We start from the raw sequence: 17,590 nt of genomic DNA, 5'->3' as shown, positions 1-17,590 counted from the left end.
GGCCATTTTTAAAATTAGCGGGATATTTGGCATAAATCAGTGCGACAATTAAAATAGTTAAAATGTTGGGGAGATATTTGGCATAAATATTTTCCAAATTTAACGGTTTTTTATATCTCATGACTATACCAAATTACACGGCCAGCTATTTTAATCTTGCCGACTTGTTCGGAGCTTATAATTTGCTCCTTATACTTCTTATTATCGCTAATAATAGTTAGCGAGCCATCAATACCCTTCTGGATACGCCTAACGACCAGGCTATTATCCACGCACACTACATATATGGCATCATCTTTTATAAAGTTGATACGCCTATCTGCCAGGAGTAAGTCACCATTGCAGATAGTTGGCTCCATACTGTCACCTTTAGCCTTAATCAGCACACAATCTTCAGATAGAAGCTTTCTTTTACTTATCCAATCCTTTCTAAAGGCGACTTGGCCTACTTGAAGGAGTTCATTGGATAGTGAAATCTTCTCTTCCAATAATTCAATCCCATGCCGAGGTATCGTTACAAAATCCTGTAGCAGCATTATTATAGGCTTTACCTTTGGCCCCATCTCTACCTTAGGATATTCCTTATAGCTATTAGGGCCAGACTCACGATTAGCCTCAATCCCCATATAAGGCTGATGTGGTTTAAGCAGCATCTCACCACTACCAGTTAACAACCAATTAGCGTTAATTCCTGCTCGCGAAAACACCTCCATTGCATCAGCACCAGGCTTTCTATTTCCCATCTCGTATTTTTGATATGTGCTGAATGGGATACCCAATAAGGCGCTTATGTCATCTTGTTTAAGATTCTTATATGCTCTCCATTGCTTTAATCTCTCACCGATACTCATGACGCACTCATTGCCGATAAGTGCGTCATATAAAAAAAAGTAAGTGCGTCACATGACGCACATTCAAGATATTGATTTATATGCATATATTTTATAATAATAAATAAATCTCTATTGGGCGTGTGCGACAAGCACAAAAGGGATTATTTTTATATTGACAATAATCTCGATTGGGCTTTAAATACAATCACGCAAACAACCAATTAGAGGTTAAGAAAGTGAATAAAAAGATAGAAAAATACTCCAGTATTAGCAAAGAATCAACTGTCGCCAACGAAAATGATCCTGCTATTGATTGGCACCCAGCTGATGTAAAGGCAGCCTTGCATAAAGCTGGATGGACAATGACAGCATTGGCCCATGAGCATGGGCTTACCTCATCAAATACATTATCAAAAGCATTGGTTAGTAGCTATCCGATTGCAGAGAAGCGCATCGCTGATGTTCTTGGTTTACATCCAAAAACTATATGGCCAAGCCGGTATTACGATAATGGTGATATTAAGCCGCGTGGCTTTCATGCCATGCAGTTTAACCGAATCAGGCCTGCTATCAAGGCTATTGATTGCGAGTGTGATAATACTCTAGCTACCTAACTAAGCGGTAATTAAAGCAGTGGCCGGAGGTTATATCTATGCCAACAATCAATGATATTAATAAGTCGTCAACACTGGGAGAAATTTCCGACGCAACTGGAATAAAAAAACGCACTATTGAGCGTAAGGCTAAAAAAGAAGGCTGGAAATTCACTATAGGCAAGAATAAACAGCAATATTATGAGCTTAAAGATATAAAAGATGAAGATATTCGGACAAAAATAGCTATTAAGCGGCTTGGCAATATAGACCAGGTCGACAACGAATCACAGGATAACAACAATGCCAGAAGAACGAAAACCACAGTCTCCGGCAGCGCTAACGCTTGCAGGCGCTCAGGAGATGAACAGCATGAAATGCTGGTTAACAGTAAATCAACTATTGACACTAATGAGGGTTGCGCGGAAAGAGGCATCAACTCAGATATCGGAAGCAGAAATAATGTTAGACCTGAACAGGATGGGTTACCTGGAATTTACAAACAGCAAGACTGGACAGTTAACGACACTGGGGGCGCAATCGCTCCAGTATTGGCTGGCATACCTGCACGATATGATTCAAGCCACCATCAATCCGGTCTGCCTCCGCTAAATAAGGCACAACTTAAGATAAACAGCGCTATCCAGAACCTTGTCAAGTTTGTTAAGGGCAGCGGTTTATCCAAACAAAAAGCGTTAATTTATCTTAATACTGGACATGCTGACGGGACACTGCCCAGAGCGCTGCAATGGGCTATCGACAATGCCTGGGAAAAAAAACGTTCCAGTAGTGTGTTAAGTCTTAATACTTACGACAAGTGGCTGGCAAACTTTAAAAGCCGGGGGCATTACGCACCACTGAAACGGGAAGAGGATTTTTCTTATAAGCCGTGGCATGCACTGGCAATGGCTTTGTGCCAGCGCCCACAAGGCAGCGTAAAGCGGTGGATACAAGAGCAGTTGGTCGTTCAGTTTGGCGAGGAAGCTCCGGAGTATTCAGTGTTGTGCAGCTGGTTTCGCCAAAAAGCCAGCCAAATTGACTTGTTAAAAGGGCGCTATTCCGGCTCGCAGTTGAAGTCGAAAAAGTTTTACCAGCATCGCACATCCGAAGGCCTTGACCCTGCATCATTAGTACATGCTGATGGTTGGAATACGCATTTTAACGCGCCGCACCCGAAAACAGGCGAGTTTGTCACTTATGAAGTGTGGCATTTTCATGATGTAGCTACCCGTTACGTGCCGGAGCCGGGTATCGGTTTGACTGAAAACGCGGCCGTTATTGCCAAAGCGCTGGAGCATTGTGTTCGTGAGCTGGGCGTTCCGGCACGGGTGCAAACTGATAGTACAAAGGTGGTTAAAGGTTCGGCAAAGTTTACTAAAGCATTACATTCGCTTGAAGAGAGGCTGGGTTTTACCTGGTCGCATCCGGCGGAAGTTGGTAACTCGCAAGCTAACGGGATATCGGAAAACTTTAATACCAGCTATCTCGATAAGTGCTCAAAGCTACTGGCTACTTATCAAAATAAAGAAAATATGGATAAGCTTACTTTTAAGCGCGTCAGGAAGTTGACTGGGCAGATGGTTAAGGCGCGCAACAAGGGCAATGTTGTTGAATATGAGCAAAAGAAGCGCGAAGCCGAGCGGATGGGGAAAGGCTTAGTATTTGATAGTTATAACCAAGCCCGCGACTGGATTATCCAGATTTGTTACGAGTATAACGACCGCCCTCACAGTGCTTTAAAAATGGTTACTGACGAGAAGACCGGTAAACGTCAGCATCAGACTCCGCGAGAAGCGCTTAACGAGTTTATCCGCGATGGCTGGGAGCCAGTAGCGCTGGATAAACAGGAGCTAATAGAAGCCTTTATGCCACATGTGGTGGTTAAGGTAACGCGAGAAACCGTTACGCCGCACAACGGCATGCGCTACCGGAACCCGGATATTTTGAGCCATTGGACCGGGAAAGAAGTCATCGTTGCTTATGATATCGATGATTACAGTCGGGTTTGGGTGAAAGATATGAAAGGGGCGCCCATTTGTGAGGCGACGTTTGTTGAATCGACACGCTATCACGCGATGACAGCGCAAGAAGCTGATAACGAAAAGCGCCTGAAGCAGAAATTAAGGCGACTGGAGATAAAAGCTGAAACAGCGATAGCACAAAGCCCTGGGCAACTTATTGACGGCACTGTTATTGATGGTGAAGTTGCCGGATTGGTGCGGATTGATCCAATAGTCATGGCACGTGAAGAGCCGTTAAAACTCTTCATTGTTGATGAGGATTTTAACGAACAAGAAGGAAGACAAGATGAATTAAAAGACCCGCGGCTGTTTCTATATGGAAACAGCGAAAAAGATAACGAATAACGGCCTTACCCGCCAAAAAACAAGCCCGACCGTTTACCACAACGGACAGGCTTAAAAACCGGCGATGCACACTCGCCAATTGAATGTCGAACCCACTTTGGGACGGCTAATTTTAAAAATAAAGGACATTATTATGCGCTTTAAATATGTAAAGACAAGTAACCATCAGTTGTTTATGTCGCTGGTTAACGCCGTTGAGACGGGGGCAGCAAAAGGTGCCAAAGGCATAGTAATCGCCGGTGATCCAGGTGCAGGTAAAAGCACGACTGCCGATCATTATGGTGCTGAGCGCAACGCCATCTATATAGAAGGTATGCCGGGGATGACAATTAGTTATGTGCGTGACTTGCTTGCTTATGAATTGGCTGTAACCGGGTTGAAAGGTTTTGCTCTGCAAAAAGCGATTATCGAAGCGATGTCGCGCAATCGTCAACCCATCATCCTGGATGAGGCGCAGCACGGTCTGGAAAAGAAGGCCGCAGTGCTGGAGTATTTGCGCCGTATTGCTGACCAAGTTGGCGTGGTCTTTATTCTGGTCTGCCATTCTTCAGAAAAGCACCGCTTTGCCGAGCATAAGCTGGCGCATATTGCGACGCGTATTAGTGCTGTAGTGGATTTTAAGCCCGCCAATCTGCTTGATACCCAACTGTATTTGAGAGAGTTATGCGAGGTGCTGGTTGATGAAGGCATTGCCCGGCAAGTTTTGGAGCAATCACGCGGCCGCTATCGATTAATGACTTCAGCAATTAATACGCTGGAAGCGCTGGCAGCAAAGTTGAATAAATCAGAGCTGGCAGAATCAGACGTAAGAGGGTATTTGCTCTGTGAAGATGCCATGCGTAGCTTACGGGTACGTACTTCGCCTGATCAGTTGGCGCGTAAATGATTATGGAAATTAACGGTAAGAAGGCACGAAAAACAAGAACCGTTATTATGCCGCGTACTAAAAGTTGCGGCTTGCGTAAAAAAGCTTGGTGGTTCTTGCGTAAAAACAAATCAGTGACGCTGGCGGAGCTTAGGCAAGCCATCTGTGATCAGGATAAAGTAACAGATAGGCTAAACCTTGGGAAATGGGCTTTAAGCTTAACTCGGGCAGGCTTGGTTGCCAGGTCGAGAGATCCTGGTGGAGAAAAAGCTGGGGGGCGGTTTTATCGCTATGTGCTGGTTATCGATGTTGGGCCAAAAGCCCCGGTAATTACCCATCATGATACTCGCGTATTTGATCCAAATAGTAATCAAATGATCACTGATAAAGCTGAGCTGCCAATGGAGATATAGCAACTGCCGAGAAGGGCCGAGTCATCATATTAAAAAAAACAATACTCATCCGATAACCACGAAACAGTCAGGAGAGAGCGCAATGCGCCAATCAACAATAGCACGAAGAAAAGTACGTCGAACGGGTAGCTTACGCGCCCGTACTTGGTGGCTTTTACGCAAGAATAAATGCATGACCTTGCTGGAAATACAAAACATTATTTGCGATGGCAGTGAAAAAAATGCAACAGCTAATCTGCGCCGCTGGCTAATTAAGTTAGTGGCAGTAGGTGTGCTGGATACCGAGCAGGCCAATAATGGGGGTAGTCGCTATAAGTTAGTGATTGATATTGGCCCTGCTGCGCCGATTGTCAGAGCAGGTGGTGAGGTGTTTAACTCCAATACCAAGACAGTCATAAATCCAAAACAAGGAGGGACGACCGATGCCGTTATTAACTGCATTTAACGCCAAGCGTGCCGAGATCGGCACCAAGGCATTGGCTGATGCCCTGGGGATTAAAGACAGTGCCGTACGCATGATCGGCACCGGTCACTATCCTAATCCCACGGCGATTTTAAACCAGTTTGCCCGGCAGTATATCAACGTGGTGGTTTGCCCGCATGTCGGGCGAGTTATTGAGCGCGTGCAGTGTAACGCTCGATCAAGCGCACCCCGCCCGTTTGGTGGCCTATCCAGGTTAATTTGGTGGGAAGCCTGTCAATTTTGTGAATTAAAGGATAACAAGCCATGAGATATATTATTGATTTAAAGGCAACTCTCGATGGTATGTATGTTTCTGCTGAAGTGGAGCTGGATGATGGTATGCCGGCGCTATCGCCTGAAGCTACAGAAGAAATGCAGTCATTGGGCGCTTATCTAGTAGATGCCGCCAAGGATTGGATAACGATGTCCAGAGAAGGCAGGGCAGCTTATCAGCAGCGCCAAGCACTTACCTCACAAATCCATTAGGAACTGCACATGTTAATTAATGAAAGCATGGTCATTGATGACCAGGTCAATAGTGGTGGCGCAAGCCCCGCCCACACGTTAACCGTACAAAATTATGGCCGAGGCGATATCGCCTTGCGTATTTCCGGGGTGTCCGAGTTTAGAACCATTGCTGGTACGGCGGACATTTTAACGGTGATGACCGCCGATGAATGCATGGGTTTTATTCGTTTATTACTGGATACCTGTCGGGTTGCTACCGGCAATGAGGAGTTGGTGTTATGAGTCGTAAATGTGATTTGTTAAAGGAAATTAATCGTAATTTGTTTTGGGACCGCATCAATGAGGCTTTGGCAGCCTTGGCGCTGGCCCAAGTGATTCGGCGCAATCGCCGTACTGCCAAAGAACTGGAACGTCGGGGGGTGTTATGAATGTCGCTTTGCCACTTCACTGTAGCTTTCCATTTGTACTTTTTGGTCCGATTGGCTTGATGGTTATGTTGGCCCTGTGGTTGCTGGTAAACCTTGCTGCGCTGCATGGCTTGAAATGCTTGGTCAGTTGGCTATGGTCGGCACTGCTAACGCTGGACGATTGATTATTAACGAGGCGCACGCCTGTGCGTCTCTACCCTTTATAGATAAGAGAGAACTTTATGACTACGAATAGCATTCCTTTAGGTTATTTACGCAATACCGCCGGCCATTTGGTGCCATCGGAACTCATCAGTGAAATCGATAAAACCCGCGATGCACTGGTACTGGAGATTGTTGAGAAGGTGCTCGATTTACGTGCAATTATGGCTGATTTTAAGGTTGATACCTTGGGCGATATCGGTGCCTTTGTTGAATTGTCGGCAGAAAAGTACGGCGTTAAATTAGGCGGGGTTAAAGGTAACGTGACCTTATGCAGTTTTGATGGTCAGTATCAATTAAAGCTGTCCCAGGCTGATGTCAAAATTTTTGATGAAAGGATCCACGCCGCCAAAGAGCTGGTCGATATCTGCATCCATAAGTGGACAGAAGGCAGTCGCATTGAAATCAAAGCACTGGTCGAACACGCCTTTCAGACTGATAAGGAAGGCAATATCTCTATCGGCCGTATTTATTCCTTGTTGCAGCTGGATATTGCCGACGAGCAGTGGCAGCAGGCCATGAAAGCTTTGCGTGAATCCATGCAAGTCGTCAGCACCAAGGCGTATTTACGGATTTACCGACGCGACAAGCCCGGCGGCAAGTATGAGCAGTTATCGTTAGACTTGGCGGCGTTATGAGCGCAAATAAATTAATCGGTATTGAAGGCGTTGCCAAGCTGGCCGGTCATATTGATAAGAATTGGACGCTAAAAATGCAGCGGGAGCAGCCAACCTTTCCTGCTTCAGTGCAGGGTGGCGTGGGTATGGGGCGCTCATTATGGCGGCAAGCCGATATTATTGACTTTTTGGTCACCTATCAGAACCCCAAGAAAGGCTCCTCAGCAATGAATAAATTGCAAAGCCTTGATGATGCGATGGCACAGCAAGTTATCCGTCGCGGCTGGAAGCGGGGCAGCAAGGCAATCGGTCGCGCTATCTTGGAAAGGGCTGTCAGGGCCGGAGGTGCGTTATGACTGAGCAAGCCAAGATAGTCGGCAAGATAAGAAAATGCTTGCGGCTGGCTGGTAGTGCCAATGCCAACGAGGCGGAAACCGCACTTCGGCAGGCGCAGGCGCTAATGGCCAAGTACAACCTGAGCCGGTCAGATATTCTGGCGGCTGAGGCTTCCAGTACCCATGCCAAGTCTACGGTAAAGACCAAGCCTACCGACTGGGAAGCCTTTTTGGCCAACAAGTCCGCCACGGCTTTTGGTTGCAAGCTGATTTTTATGACCAGTAGCTGGGCATCGCATGCCGCCTGGTCGTTTATTGGCATTAGCCCCGCCCCTGAGTTATCAGGGTATGCGTTTGAGGTGTTGCTGCGTCAAGTCAGGCGTAGCCGTACTGATTACATCAAAACCGAGCTGAAGCGCTGTAGGTCTGCGGCGACTAAAACCGTACGTGCAGATGCTTATTGTCGGGGTTGGGTGGTTACTGCCGTCGATAAGCTGGTCGCTATTGCTACCAGTCAGGCCGATGAGCAGGCGATTACTGCCTATATGGATAAAAATCACAGTAACGTTAACAGTACAAATGCACGAACCAGCAAAGCTAAGGCGGCTACTTTTGATGGCTATAAAGGTCAGTTGGCCGGCAAAAATGCCACGCTTGATCGGGGCATGAGTAGAGATGATGCCAAATTGGCAGTGGAGCATCAGCAATGAGTCTAAAAACTGAAAAGCCTAAGTCAGCGTCTGACAAAATAAAACTGGCAGAGCTGGCCAAGATCCACATTGCCAAGAAAGATTTGGGGTTGGATGATGATACCTATCGGGATTTATTGAGGAAGGTTAATGCGCTGGATGCCAGATACTTGACGGCCATAGGTAAAACCAAAGCCTTTGAAGGTGTTATTTCAGCAAAGTATTTAACGGCATTGGGTCGTGCGGCCGTGCTGGAGCAGTTGAAGCAGGCAGGCTTTACCGGAAAAACCGCTTATCCAGGCAGGCCGCACAACATTGACAGTGCTGCTACTACCGCCAAACAGCTTAAAAAGCTTGAGGCTTTACTGGCTGAGGCTGGCAGGCCGTGGGCTTATGCAACAGCAATGGCTGTGCAAATGTATAAAAAAAGTAAGCTGGAGTTTTGCAACAGTCAGGAGCTGGCAGGGCTTATTGCTGCGTTAACCAAAAATGCCGCACGCGAAGGGAGGCGGGAACGATGAGTTTATCTAAAGGGGAGTGGGCGGATGTAAAGGTCAAGTTGTCGTCGACTTACGGTAGCGCTGTTTATTTGAAGTGTGATGATTATTTGCTTTCGCCGCGAGTTGTTCAGCGGAATATGCGGTTGGTTATCATGGTTTATGTCGACGGCTACTTTAGAGGTAGAGACGTTTGGTGTGGCAAAGAGAGCAAGCTGGCGGAAATGAGCAATATCGCCAGGCGCTTCTATTGCCTACACAGTAAGGGGCAGCCAGCGAAGCGAGCGGCACTACTCGTGAACATTTATGGCAAGAAGGGTTGTCGGGAAGGCGGCTATCTTGAGAGGAGCTGCTATGTCTGGCCGGAATTTAGAACCCCCGGTGCCTTTATTGCGCACATTAAAAAACATAACCCATCGATTGAGCTGTTGGACTATGAGACGTTTGCTAAATTACGTGCCGCACAGCCAGAGGAGGTTATCAATGCAACTGAATAGATGCCCGATCTGTCATGCCCGTATTGGCGTGGATGCCCTGGTGCAAGACGAGTCAGGGCGAGAGCTGTTGGGTTTATTGTGCAAACTAAACACCGAGGCCGGTAGCGCCTTGGTGGCTTATCTGGGTTTGTTTCGCTCGACAACACGTGATCTGGCTAACGATAAGGCGCTAAGGTTGGCTAAGTCTGCGCTAGCTTTGGCGCCTTGGGAAATGGTTGCGGCGGCTATGCAACAAACCGTGGAGAGCTTGCAAGGCAAAGGTGGCAGGGCATTAACCAATCATAATTATTTAAAGAAAGTCTTAGAGGCGCTTTTGTTGACGCCTTTTCCATTACCGATGAAAGAGTCTCGGGCCATGCCTGGTCAGATTATCGGTCGGTCAAAAACAGCACAGGCTTTAGCAGCCTTAGAGGGGTTCGGTAATGAATAAAGTAGCAAAGATAGTTATTGAGGGCACTATTTATGATGGGCCTATACAGTCGGATAGTGAGCCACCCAAAGCGCTGCTTAACTGGCTAAAGAGCGAGGTAGGCAAGGGCTTATCGGCGCTGGTGGTATTACATCTGGACGGCAGCCCAAGCAGTGAAACCGTCACCCAGACTGCCGATGTTTGGTATCGGGTGATTAAGGGCTGGCCGATAGTCTGGGATGAGGCGCTGGACCGACCACGGTTAACGATAGCGTTTTTAACCTTGGCAGGCCGGTCAACGCGCTGGCCAAGTCCCGGACAGCTAAGGCAGGACTTGCCGCCACGGGTTTACCCCTTGCCGGAACTGTCAGCGCCGGAATATCCGCCAGAGAAGGCAGCAGCTAATCGGGTAAGGATTAAAGCGATGATGAAAGGGGTGTTTAAACGATAAAAACATAATGATTAATAAAATGGTGCCATACTGTGCACCCTTTACTTTTTCAACATAAAACAGGCTAAAGCATGAGAAATAAGATAATCATTATGGTAGCGCTATCTATGCAATTAGCAGGCTGTTCAGCCTATAAAGCAATATCGCAGCCAGGCCCTGCGGATTTATCAGGCATAGGTATAGGGAGTTCTCGGCAATCATTAATTATCCAGTTAGGTGCGCCCAAAATGATCGATACTGCGGCGAATGGCAATAAGCAGGATATCTTTGAATTCCAGTCTGGATTTAATCAAGCCAGCAAAGTGAGGGCCGTTTTTTATGTAGCGGCTGATGTCTTTACATTGGGATTGGCTGAGATTGTCTTATGGCCGTTGGAGATGACGGCACTGGATAGTGCCACATGTACCGGAATCGCTACCTATGATGCTAAGTTTAAGGTTGAATCATGGGCAGTAGCAGATAAGCGCAATACGACCCAAAGTTGTTAAATTAGATATCGACGAAAGGCACAAAAAAGTTTAGATTTGACAAAAAATATACTCAGGACTGGCTTATATGAGCCTATTCTCAGTAATGTCCACACTAACCCTGCTAACGCGGGGTTTTTTATGTACGCTCAATAGAGGAACATTATTTATAATGGTGGCGGTTACCTTTATTTTATTGGAGCTTGCCATGCCATCCTTGCCCTTGTTTGATCTGCCCCCCGAATTAATTCCCGAGCGAATGCAGGAAATAGCCAGCTACTGTGGCCAGCAAACTGCCATGGTTTTGTTATTGCATTACCCCGGCGTGCATGTCGCCATTCCAAAAAATCCCCTGCCGACTCATAGGCTAGCCGAGTTGCTGGGCTTTGCTGCCTTTGTGCAGCTGTGTGAGCTGTATGGCAATGAGGTTATCCAGATACCACGAGCAGCCGTCGCTATTAGGGCGCTACGTAATCAGAAGATTCTTAAGGGCTTTGCTCAGGGTATATTTCAATCAACAATGGCGTTGGAGCATGGCATTACCGAGCGACAGGTTAACAAGATTTGCAATACGGTCAGGCTGGATAGGCAGCTGGATATTTTTTCGTTGTAGAGACGCGCTTTATCGCGCCTGATTTATCGCGTCTGATTTATCACACCTGTACTAATTACCGTACATTCAGACGCGATAAAGCGCGTCTCTACCGCGCATACGAAGACCTGCTAAATCCCCTTAGTCGTGCCAGTCTTTACACTGGCACCATGAAAACACAACCCCACTACATTCTCGGCACAGCCGGGCTTAATATCATCAAAACCAGTGAAGGCTTAAAGCTAAAGGCGTATTTATGCCCGACTAATAAGCTCACCATTGGTTACGGTCATGTTATTTTACCGACTCGTGATCACTTACTGTTTAAGGCTTTTGATGCCACGGCTTTGCAGCGCATTATTTATGCCTGTCGGAGTATCCGCAAGTTAACGCGTGAAGCGGCTGGTTTATTTATCAGTCCTGCCCAAGCCGATACCTTACTGCGTAACGATACCCAGCAAGTGGCCGAGTTTATCAGCTCCATTACCCGTCCTGATTTAACCCCTAACCAGTTTGATGCCTTGGTAAGTCTGGTCTTTAACATTGGCCAGGGTAATTACTGCGACTCAACTTTACGGATAAAGCTAAAAGCCGGTGATTTTGCCGGTGCTGCTGCCGAGTTTGATCGTTGGGTGTTTGCTACGGTAGACGGTAAAAAGATCAAGCTGGCAGGTCTGGTCACGCGACGTGCGGCGGAACGCGCCTTATTTGAGGGTATATGAGTAAAAATAAAGCCTTAATACGGCGCATAGATAGCTTGACGATTTTGGCGAACGAGCGTGCCGAGCAATTGGCTATGCGTTTGTATTACTTAAATTACAGTGAAAGTCATGTGGCAGTTATTGCTGCCTTACAAGTTGAGCTGGATGCATTGATAGCCCAAGGCAAGGCGGCGCTATTCGAGTTGCTACTAAGTTCATCTCACCGCAGTTTTATCAAATTTTTACAGGAGCGTGGCCAATGTTAGCCGGTTTTTTGTTGTTGTGTCGTGCTCTGCAAGCTGGCGAGTCGCTGGCCGATCCTGCTGCCTGGAAAAATAAACAGTTATGCGTAAACGCCATTCTGGCCATTTTATATCTGCTGGTTAAGTTTTTGCCGGTGGAATTGTCGCCTGATGATCTGGATGCTATCGCCTCCAGCATTGCGTTAATAGGCGGTCTTATTAACAGTTATTTAACCGTTGCGACCAGCGACAAGGTGGGCCTGTGTCGCTAACCCTGTTTTTAATTATTATCGCCATCGGCTTGCTGTTAGTGGTTATTGCCCTGGCTTATCGCAGCAAAGCCAAGCAGGCCGAACATTATGCTGCTATCCAAAGCACCATCGCCGAGGCGGCACTTAATCAAACCCAACACCGGGCCACGCTGGATCAGGCCTTATCAACGGTAGAACACCAACAACGTCAAGAGACACTCAATGAAACAACCGCAACAACGCTGGCCAGGCGTGATGGTCTGGATAATGATTGGGCTGCTGCAACTGGGCTGTACGACCCTGCCGGCACCGATTATCACACAGACAGTTCTGCCGCTACCGGTACGTCCAGTACTGCCGGCGATTAAAGCTGATGAACTGGCGTGCCTGTCTGGCGACACTTATCTGCGTCTTGCTACCCGCAACCGCTTACAGCGCCAGTATGCCGAGCGCCTTGAAGTTATTATCAAATCGACGCGACCGTCGCTTGGGGAGTCCGGTGCTGTCATCGGGAAAGTCTCGGTGCCTGATGAGTGATGATATTGATCGTGCCAATGATCGGATGCTGTTTGATACCAACAGGGCGGTGCAGCAGGAATTGGCCCGGCATCGCTTGGCCCTTCAACGTATTGTTGCCGAGAGTGTGCTGTGTCTGGATTGTGATCGGGCGATACCGGAAAACCGGTTGGCAGCACTACCGCTATGTGTTCGCTGTATTCATTGCCAAACGGCTCATGAACAACTAAAAACCGGGAGAAGCTTGTGACTGTTGCAGTTGATATATGGCAGTTATTGGGCGTTGCCGGTGCTTTGCTGGGTACGTTGGTATCCGTGATTATCACTGCCGGTAAATTGCTGGTAGGACAGTTTGAAGCGCGCTTGGATGAGAAGTTTTCTACCCAGGAAGAAGCGCGTAGTTCGGCACAGCGGCACTGGGACGTTAAATTTGCGGCGCTGGAGTTGGCAGCTGCCAATGAGGCACGGGAGTGGCAGCGGGTAGAGCGGGACATTATGCAGATGAAAGCCGATTTACCGATCCACTATGTCCGTCGTGACGACTATATCCGTAACCAGAGTGTTATCGAAGCCAAGATCGATGGCTTGGCGGTACGGCTTGAAAATGCTTTTTTAAAAGGGGACCGACATGGCTGATATGCCGAAAATACGCCGCGAGAACATCCGCTGGCAAATCTTGTTAACGCTGAACAATGCCCGGCCCATCGGGACTTACGAGCGCATTGTCTTGTCGGTTATTCAAGCTGAATACACCGATGCCACCCAAAACGAGATTCGCCGCGAGTGCGAGTATTTACACGATAGGGATCTGGTTAAGGTCGACAAGCGCCCCGATGGTCGCTGGTTTATCGAAATTGCCCGCTACGGGGTTGATATCGTCGAGTATACGGTCGTTTTAGAGCCCGGCATTGCCCGGCCCGAGAAGTATTTCGATGTCTAGTCCCGCGCAGATCGATGGCTGGACACCGGAACAGCGTGCTGACTTTGAGCGCGAACTGATTCGCCGTAACTTTGCCGATTATGACGGCCTGGTTGTCTGGCTGAATGACAACGGTTTTGAGTTGTCCCGTAGTGCGGCTTATCGCCATGCTACCAAGCTGAAGCGCCGCATCCAAGCGGTACGCAATAGCACCGAAGCGGCGCGGATGATTGCCGAGGCGGCACCGGATGATTCCGACTTGCGCTCGGCGGCAGTTATCAGTCTGGTGCAATCTGAGTTGTTTGATGTGATGGTTAGCTTGCAGGACTTGGAATATGCCGAGCCGTATGAGCGGGTGGGCTTATTAAAGGATGCAGCCAAAGCGGTGGCAGATATGACCCGCGCCAGTACCTTACAGAAAGAGTGGCAATTAAAGCACACAGCCAGAATTAGGCAGGAAGCGCGTTCGGAAGCCGCTGAAGAGCTGACGGCAGGCCTTAAAAGCGACGGCATCAGTGTTGAGCTGGAAGCGTCCATTAAGCGCATTTTACTGGGCAAGTGATGACTAACACGGTTGTTTCAGTCCCCGTCGAGCCGGTTGAGGAATTGCAAACCGGCGACTATTTTCCCGCCAACGAGCCAGTCTTACTGGGCTATCAGGCGCGCTGGTTTGAAGACGAGTCGGAAGTCAAGATTGCCGAAAAGTCACGGCGTACCGGTTTAACCTGGGCGGAAGCCGCCTGTAACGTTATTACTGCTTCAAAACCTAAAAAACGCGGAGGGCACAATGTCTATTATGTGGGTAGTCGTCAAGAAATGGCTTTGGAGTATATTGCCGCCTGTGCATTGTTTGCCAAGGCCTTTAACCAGTTGGCAGGCAGCGTGGACCAGTCCTTATTCAAAGACGAAGAAGGCAGTAAGGAGATCCTTGCTTATACCATTCGCTTCCCGAACTCGGGTTTTAAAATTACCGCGTTGTCGTCGCGCCCCTCGAATTTAAGAGGTATGCAGGGCGATGTCGTTATTGACGAAGCGGCATTTCATGACTCCTTGCATGGCCTGTTAAAAGCCGCCATGGCCTTGACCATGTGGGGTGCGCGGGTGCGGATTATCAGCACCCATAACGGCGTCGATAACGAATACAACCAGTACGTTCAGGATGCAAGGGCCGGTCGTAAGCCCTACAGTGTGCACCGGATAACGCTGGATGATGCGCTGGCCGATGGCGTCTTTAAGCGTATTTGTTATGTTACTGGCCAAGTCTGGAGCCCCGACGCCGAGCTGGCATGGCGCACCAAGACCATTGCCAATGCGCCTAGCAAGGAAGCTGCCGACGAAGAATATTTTTGCGTACCCAGTCAGTCTGGTGGCGCGGCTTTAAGTCGGGTATTGATTGAAGCACGGATGGATAAGCGCTATCCCGTGCTTCGATTAAGTAAAGATAATAGCTTTAACGAGTGGCCGGAGCATTTGCGCCAGGCGGAAATAAGGGATTGGTGTGATGGGCTGCTGCGTCCGGAGCTTGATAAGATTAACCCCAAGCTCATGCATGCTTTTGGCATGGATTTTGGCCGTTTGGGTGATTTATCGGTCATCGACCCAGTCACTATCGAGCAGAATCTGGATAGAACCGTGCCGTTTAGCGTGGAGCTGCGCAACATCCCCTTTAAACAGCAAGAGCAGGTGCTGTTTTATGTTGTTGATCGCTTGCCTAAATTAATCGGCGGTGCCTTGGATGCCGGTGGTAACGGCATGTATCTGGCCGAGCAGGCACGGCACCGTTATGGTTCCGGGCGTATTCAGGAAATAAAATTATCGGAAAGCTGGTATCTGGAAAACATGCCCAAGCTGAAAGCGGCTTTTGAAGACGGCAAGCTGACGATTCCGGCCGATGCCGACCAAATGAACGATCTACGCGCCTTGCAGGTGATTAACGGCATTATCCGCTTGCCTAAAACCAAGACCGAAACCGGTCCCAATCAACGCCATGGTGACAGCGCGATCTCGAAAGCACTGGCCTATTTTGCCAGCTTGACCGAAGCGCAAATTATTGAATATAACCCTCTGCCCAGTAAAGACGCGCGTTACTGGGGAACTGACGATTTTGAACACTCTACAACAGGTGCCTGGTAATGAGCTTTGCTGATTGGTTTAAACAAAAGTTAACCCCGGCGCTGGTCGCCGAGCGACAGACCGACTCGCCACAAGCGGCGCTATTGCATCGTGAGTTCGATTCGCACCCTTCCCGAGGGCTGACACCGGCAAAGCTGGCCCAAATACTGGTACAGGCCGAACAAGGCAATATGCTTGCCCAGGCCGAGCTGTTTATGGACATGGAAGAGAAGGATGCCCATATTGCCGCTGAATTAAGCAAGCGCAAGATGGCTGCCAAAAAGCTGGACTGGAAGTTGGTACCGCCGCGTGATGCCACTGCTACCGAGAAAAAGGCGACCAAGCTGCTGGAGACCTTGATTCGTGATGAGCTGGATGCCGGTGCCTTGCGGATGAGCTTGCTGGATGCTATTGGCCATGGCTTTTCTTGTATTGAGTTAGGGTGGGGCCGTACCGCTGCCGGCTTATGGTTTCCCGATCAAGTCGAGCACCGGCCGCCGACTTGGTTTACCTGTCCGCAAGAAAACCGCAATACCCTGCATTTACGGGATAATCGCTCGACTTACGGCGTACCCTTGCAACCGTTTGGTTGGATTGTCCATATCCATAGCTCCCGCTCCGGCTATCTGGCCCGTTCTGGTTTGCATCGGGTATTAGCCTGGCCATACCTGTATAAGAATTTTTCAGTACGTGATCTGGCCGAGTTCCTGGAAGTTTATGGCTTGCCGATTCGGGTCGGGCAATATCCCCCGGGGGCTTCTGATGATGAAAAACGCGCCTTGATGAATGCCGTGTTGAGTATTGGTCATAACGCCGCCGGGATTATCCCTGACTCGATGAAGCTGGAGTTACAGCAGGTGATGGCGACCGGCAGTGCCGATGCTTTTAAGGTCATGATCGACTGGTGTGAAGGCAGTGTCAGTAAAACGATTTTAGGTGGCACGCTGACCAGCTCCACCGGTGCAAGTGGTAATCGTAGCCTGGGCGAAGTTCATAACGAAGTGCGTCTGGATATTCGCGATGATGATGTTGCCCAGCTAGATCAAACCTTAAGCGCCTATCTGGTGTATCCGATGGCGATGCTTAATGGCCTGTTTGCTGATAACCGCTGTCCGACATGGGTCAGCGATACCCAGGAGCCGAGTGATCTGGCCTTGTTTGCTACTGCCTTGCCCGCGCTGGCGGCTGCCGGAGCCCAGATACCGGTAAGTTATGTTAATTTGAAATTAAAGATACCGGAACCGGAAGCCGGTGAAGCGATATTAGGCGTGTCTGCACAGGTCGCCCCTTTACCACCAGGGAATGGTGCCGCAATGTTGGCAGTAGAGACGCGATTAATCGCGTCTGTACCCGACATTGATAACTCACCGGTTACCGCGCAGGCTGATTTACTGGCACAAGAGGCAGCGCCGGTGCTAAAAGGCTGGGTGGAAACCATTCGCAGTAAGGTTGATGCAGCTGACAGCCTGGACAGTCTGCGTGATGACTTGCTCAACAGTTACGGTGATCTGGACAGTACGGAGCTGGTCAAGGTAATGGCACTGGCTTTTGCTTGTTCGGATTTATCGGGACGCTTTGATGTTAAGGAGGGCGCTTGATTGATCTGACTGTCAGCCTGGAAGGTTTAGCGTATGCCGCTCTTTATGGAGCAGGCTTGGCACTATT

General features: G+C 48.7%; 30 protein-coding genes. 29 read left to right on the top strand and 1 reads right to left on the bottom strand.

Annotated elements, in window-relative coordinates:
* Positions 1 to 110: 110 nt before the first annotated feature.
* Positions 111 to 851 carry a LexA family transcriptional regulator gene (locus KKZ03_RS16470; protein ID WP_243217877.1) on the bottom strand — a complete coding sequence of 247 codons (741 nt, stop codon included), beginning with the start codon at positions 849 to 851 and terminating at the stop codon, positions 111 to 113.
* A 218-nt stretch (positions 852 to 1,069) separates the two neighbouring features.
* Here KKZ03_RS16470 and KKZ03_RS16465 point away from each other — a divergent pair, with 218 nt between their 5' ends.
* The 29 genes from KKZ03_RS16465 to KKZ03_RS16325 all read left to right on the top strand — a co-directional run bounded on the left by KKZ03_RS16465 (position 1,070) and on the right by KKZ03_RS16325 (position 17,523).
* Complete coding sequence (locus KKZ03_RS16465) at positions 1,070 to 1,447, top strand: helix-turn-helix transcriptional regulator (protein ID WP_243217876.1); 378 nt, start codon at positions 1,070 to 1,072, stop codon at positions 1,445 to 1,447.
* Positions 1,448 to 1,485: 38 nt separating this feature from the next.
* Positions 1,486 to 3,792 carry a Mu transposase C-terminal domain-containing protein gene (locus tag KKZ03_RS16460; protein WP_243217875.1) on the top strand — a complete coding sequence of 769 codons (2,307 nt, stop codon included), beginning with the start codon at positions 1,486 to 1,488 and terminating at the stop codon, positions 3,790 to 3,792.
* A 133-nt stretch (positions 3,793 to 3,925) separates the two neighbouring features.
* Positions 3,926 to 4,678, top strand: coding sequence for an ATP-binding protein (locus tag KKZ03_RS16455; protein WP_243217874.1), 753 nt, complete (start codon positions 3,926 to 3,928; stop codon positions 4,676 to 4,678).
* On the top strand, positions 4,675 to 5,070 hold the full coding sequence (locus tag KKZ03_RS16450; protein WP_243217873.1) for a hypothetical protein: 396 nt from the start codon (positions 4,675 to 4,677) through the stop codon (positions 5,068 to 5,070). The genes KKZ03_RS16455 and KKZ03_RS16450 overlap by 4 nt, the downstream gene beginning before the upstream one ends.
* Before the next feature lie 82 nt (positions 5,071 to 5,152).
* Positions 5,153 to 5,515, top strand: a complete 363-nt coding sequence (locus KKZ03_RS16445; RefSeq protein ID WP_243217872.1) for a hypothetical protein — start codon at positions 5,153 to 5,155, stop codon at positions 5,513 to 5,515.
* On the top strand, positions 5,493 to 5,801 hold the full coding sequence (locus tag KKZ03_RS16440; protein ID WP_243217871.1) for a hypothetical protein: 309 nt from the start codon (positions 5,493 to 5,495) through the stop codon (positions 5,799 to 5,801). The genes KKZ03_RS16445 and KKZ03_RS16440 overlap by 23 nt, the downstream gene beginning before the upstream one ends.
* A complete protein-coding gene (locus tag KKZ03_RS16435) occupies positions 5,798 to 6,019 on the top strand; it encodes a hypothetical protein (RefSeq protein WP_243217870.1) in 222 nt (73 codons plus the stop codon). The genes KKZ03_RS16440 and KKZ03_RS16435 overlap by 4 nt, the downstream gene beginning before the upstream one ends.
* A 9-nt stretch (positions 6,020 to 6,028) precedes the next feature.
* Positions 6,029 to 6,283 (top strand): hypothetical protein, encoded by a 255-nt coding sequence (locus KKZ03_RS16430; protein ID WP_243217869.1) that lies wholly within the window; start codon positions 6,029 to 6,031, stop codon positions 6,281 to 6,283.
* Positions 6,280 to 6,429 (top strand): hypothetical protein, encoded by a 150-nt coding sequence (locus tag KKZ03_RS16425; RefSeq protein WP_243217868.1) that lies wholly within the window; start codon positions 6,280 to 6,282, stop codon positions 6,427 to 6,429. Before KKZ03_RS16430 ends, KKZ03_RS16425 begins: the two co-directional genes overlap by 4 nt.
* Positions 6,426 to 6,593, top strand: a complete 168-nt coding sequence (locus KKZ03_RS16420; protein WP_243217867.1) for a hypothetical protein — start codon at positions 6,426 to 6,428, stop codon at positions 6,591 to 6,593. Before KKZ03_RS16425 ends, KKZ03_RS16420 begins: the two co-directional genes overlap by 4 nt.
* Before the next feature lie 57 nt (positions 6,594 to 6,650).
* On the top strand, positions 6,651 to 7,268 hold the full coding sequence (locus tag KKZ03_RS16415) for a DUF3164 family protein (protein WP_243217712.1): 618 nt from the start codon (positions 6,651 to 6,653) through the stop codon (positions 7,266 to 7,268).
* A complete protein-coding gene (locus tag KKZ03_RS16410) occupies positions 7,265 to 7,603 on the top strand; it encodes a hypothetical protein (protein ID WP_243217711.1) in 339 nt (112 codons plus the stop codon). Before KKZ03_RS16415 ends, KKZ03_RS16410 begins: the two co-directional genes overlap by 4 nt.
* Positions 7,600 to 8,292, top strand: a complete 693-nt coding sequence (locus KKZ03_RS16405) for a DUF2786 domain-containing protein (RefSeq protein WP_243217710.1) — start codon at positions 7,600 to 7,602, stop codon at positions 8,290 to 8,292. The genes KKZ03_RS16410 and KKZ03_RS16405 overlap by 4 nt, the downstream gene beginning before the upstream one ends.
* Entirely contained in the window at positions 8,289 to 8,792 is a 504-nt protein-coding gene (locus KKZ03_RS16400; protein WP_243217709.1) for a regulatory protein GemA, read from the top strand. Before KKZ03_RS16405 ends, KKZ03_RS16400 begins: the two co-directional genes overlap by 4 nt.
* 116 nt (positions 8,793 to 8,908) lie before the next feature.
* Positions 8,909 to 9,265 carry a hypothetical protein gene (locus KKZ03_RS16395; RefSeq protein ID WP_243217708.1) on the top strand — a complete coding sequence of 119 codons (357 nt, stop codon included), beginning with the start codon at positions 8,909 to 8,911 and terminating at the stop codon, positions 9,263 to 9,265.
* Positions 9,252 to 9,695, top strand: a complete 444-nt coding sequence (locus KKZ03_RS16390) for a hypothetical protein (protein ID WP_243217707.1) — start codon at positions 9,252 to 9,254, stop codon at positions 9,693 to 9,695. The genes KKZ03_RS16395 and KKZ03_RS16390 overlap by 14 nt, the downstream gene beginning before the upstream one ends.
* Positions 9,688 to 10,125 (top strand): hypothetical protein, encoded by a 438-nt coding sequence (locus KKZ03_RS16385; protein WP_243217706.1) that lies wholly within the window; start codon positions 9,688 to 9,690, stop codon positions 10,123 to 10,125. The genes KKZ03_RS16390 and KKZ03_RS16385 overlap by 8 nt, the downstream gene beginning before the upstream one ends.
* A 71-nt stretch (positions 10,126 to 10,196) precedes the next feature.
* The gene (locus KKZ03_RS16380; protein WP_243217705.1) at positions 10,197 to 10,613 is read left to right on the top strand and encodes a hypothetical protein; all 417 of its coding nucleotides are present in this window, start codon (positions 10,197 to 10,199) and stop codon (positions 10,611 to 10,613) included.
* 67 nt (positions 10,614 to 10,680) lie between these two features.
* Positions 10,681 to 11,205: a Mor transcription activator family protein gene (locus tag KKZ03_RS16375; RefSeq protein WP_243217704.1), complete on the top strand. Its 525-nt coding sequence runs from the start codon at positions 10,681 to 10,683 to the stop codon at positions 11,203 to 11,205.
* A 149-nt stretch (positions 11,206 to 11,354) separates the two neighbouring features.
* The gene (locus KKZ03_RS16370; RefSeq protein ID WP_243217866.1) at positions 11,355 to 11,906 is read left to right on the top strand and encodes a lysozyme; all 552 of its coding nucleotides are present in this window, start codon (positions 11,355 to 11,357) and stop codon (positions 11,904 to 11,906) included.
* Entirely contained in the window at positions 11,903 to 12,151 is a 249-nt protein-coding gene (locus KKZ03_RS16365; RefSeq protein WP_243217865.1) for a hypothetical protein, read from the top strand. Before KKZ03_RS16370 ends, KKZ03_RS16365 begins: the two co-directional genes overlap by 4 nt.
* The gene (locus tag KKZ03_RS16360) at positions 12,145 to 12,399 is read left to right on the top strand and encodes a hypothetical protein (RefSeq protein WP_243217864.1); all 255 of its coding nucleotides are present in this window, start codon (positions 12,145 to 12,147) and stop codon (positions 12,397 to 12,399) included. The genes KKZ03_RS16365 and KKZ03_RS16360 overlap by 7 nt, the downstream gene beginning before the upstream one ends.
* Positions 12,390 to 12,746: a hypothetical protein gene (locus tag KKZ03_RS16355; protein ID WP_243217863.1), complete on the top strand. Its 357-nt coding sequence runs from the start codon at positions 12,390 to 12,392 to the stop codon at positions 12,744 to 12,746. The genes KKZ03_RS16360 and KKZ03_RS16355 overlap by 10 nt, the downstream gene beginning before the upstream one ends.
* A 5-nt stretch (positions 12,747 to 12,751) precedes the next feature.
* Positions 12,752 to 13,144 (top strand): TraR/DksA C4-type zinc finger protein, encoded by a 393-nt coding sequence (locus KKZ03_RS16350; RefSeq protein ID WP_243217862.1) that lies wholly within the window; start codon positions 12,752 to 12,754, stop codon positions 13,142 to 13,144.
* Positions 13,141 to 13,530 (top strand): hypothetical protein, encoded by a 390-nt coding sequence (locus KKZ03_RS16345; RefSeq protein WP_243217861.1) that lies wholly within the window; start codon positions 13,141 to 13,143, stop codon positions 13,528 to 13,530. Before KKZ03_RS16350 ends, KKZ03_RS16345 begins: the two co-directional genes overlap by 4 nt.
* A complete protein-coding gene (locus KKZ03_RS16340) occupies positions 13,523 to 13,834 on the top strand; it encodes a hypothetical protein (RefSeq protein ID WP_243217860.1) in 312 nt (103 codons plus the stop codon). Before KKZ03_RS16345 ends, KKZ03_RS16340 begins: the two co-directional genes overlap by 8 nt.
* Entirely contained in the window at positions 13,827 to 14,375 is a 549-nt protein-coding gene (locus KKZ03_RS16335) for a DUF3486 family protein (RefSeq protein WP_243217859.1), read from the top strand. Before KKZ03_RS16340 ends, KKZ03_RS16335 begins: the two co-directional genes overlap by 8 nt.
* The gene (locus KKZ03_RS16330; protein ID WP_243217858.1) at positions 14,375 to 15,946 is read left to right on the top strand and encodes a hypothetical protein; all 1,572 of its coding nucleotides are present in this window, start codon (positions 14,375 to 14,377) and stop codon (positions 15,944 to 15,946) included. Before KKZ03_RS16335 ends, KKZ03_RS16330 begins: the two co-directional genes overlap by 1 nt.
* A complete protein-coding gene (locus tag KKZ03_RS16325; protein ID WP_243217857.1) occupies positions 15,946 to 17,523 on the top strand; it encodes a DUF935 domain-containing protein in 1,578 nt (525 codons plus the stop codon). The genes KKZ03_RS16330 and KKZ03_RS16325 overlap by 1 nt, the downstream gene beginning before the upstream one ends.
* Positions 17,524 to 17,590: the final 67 nt, after the last annotated feature.

The organism is Methylobacter sp. S3L5C (genome assembly GCF_022788635.1).
Taxonomy (GTDB): domain Bacteria; phylum Pseudomonadota; class Gammaproteobacteria; order Methylococcales; family Methylomonadaceae; genus Methylobacter_C.
Note: the sequence above shows the minus strand (reverse complement) of the source record. Positions and strands in the feature narration are given on the sequence as shown.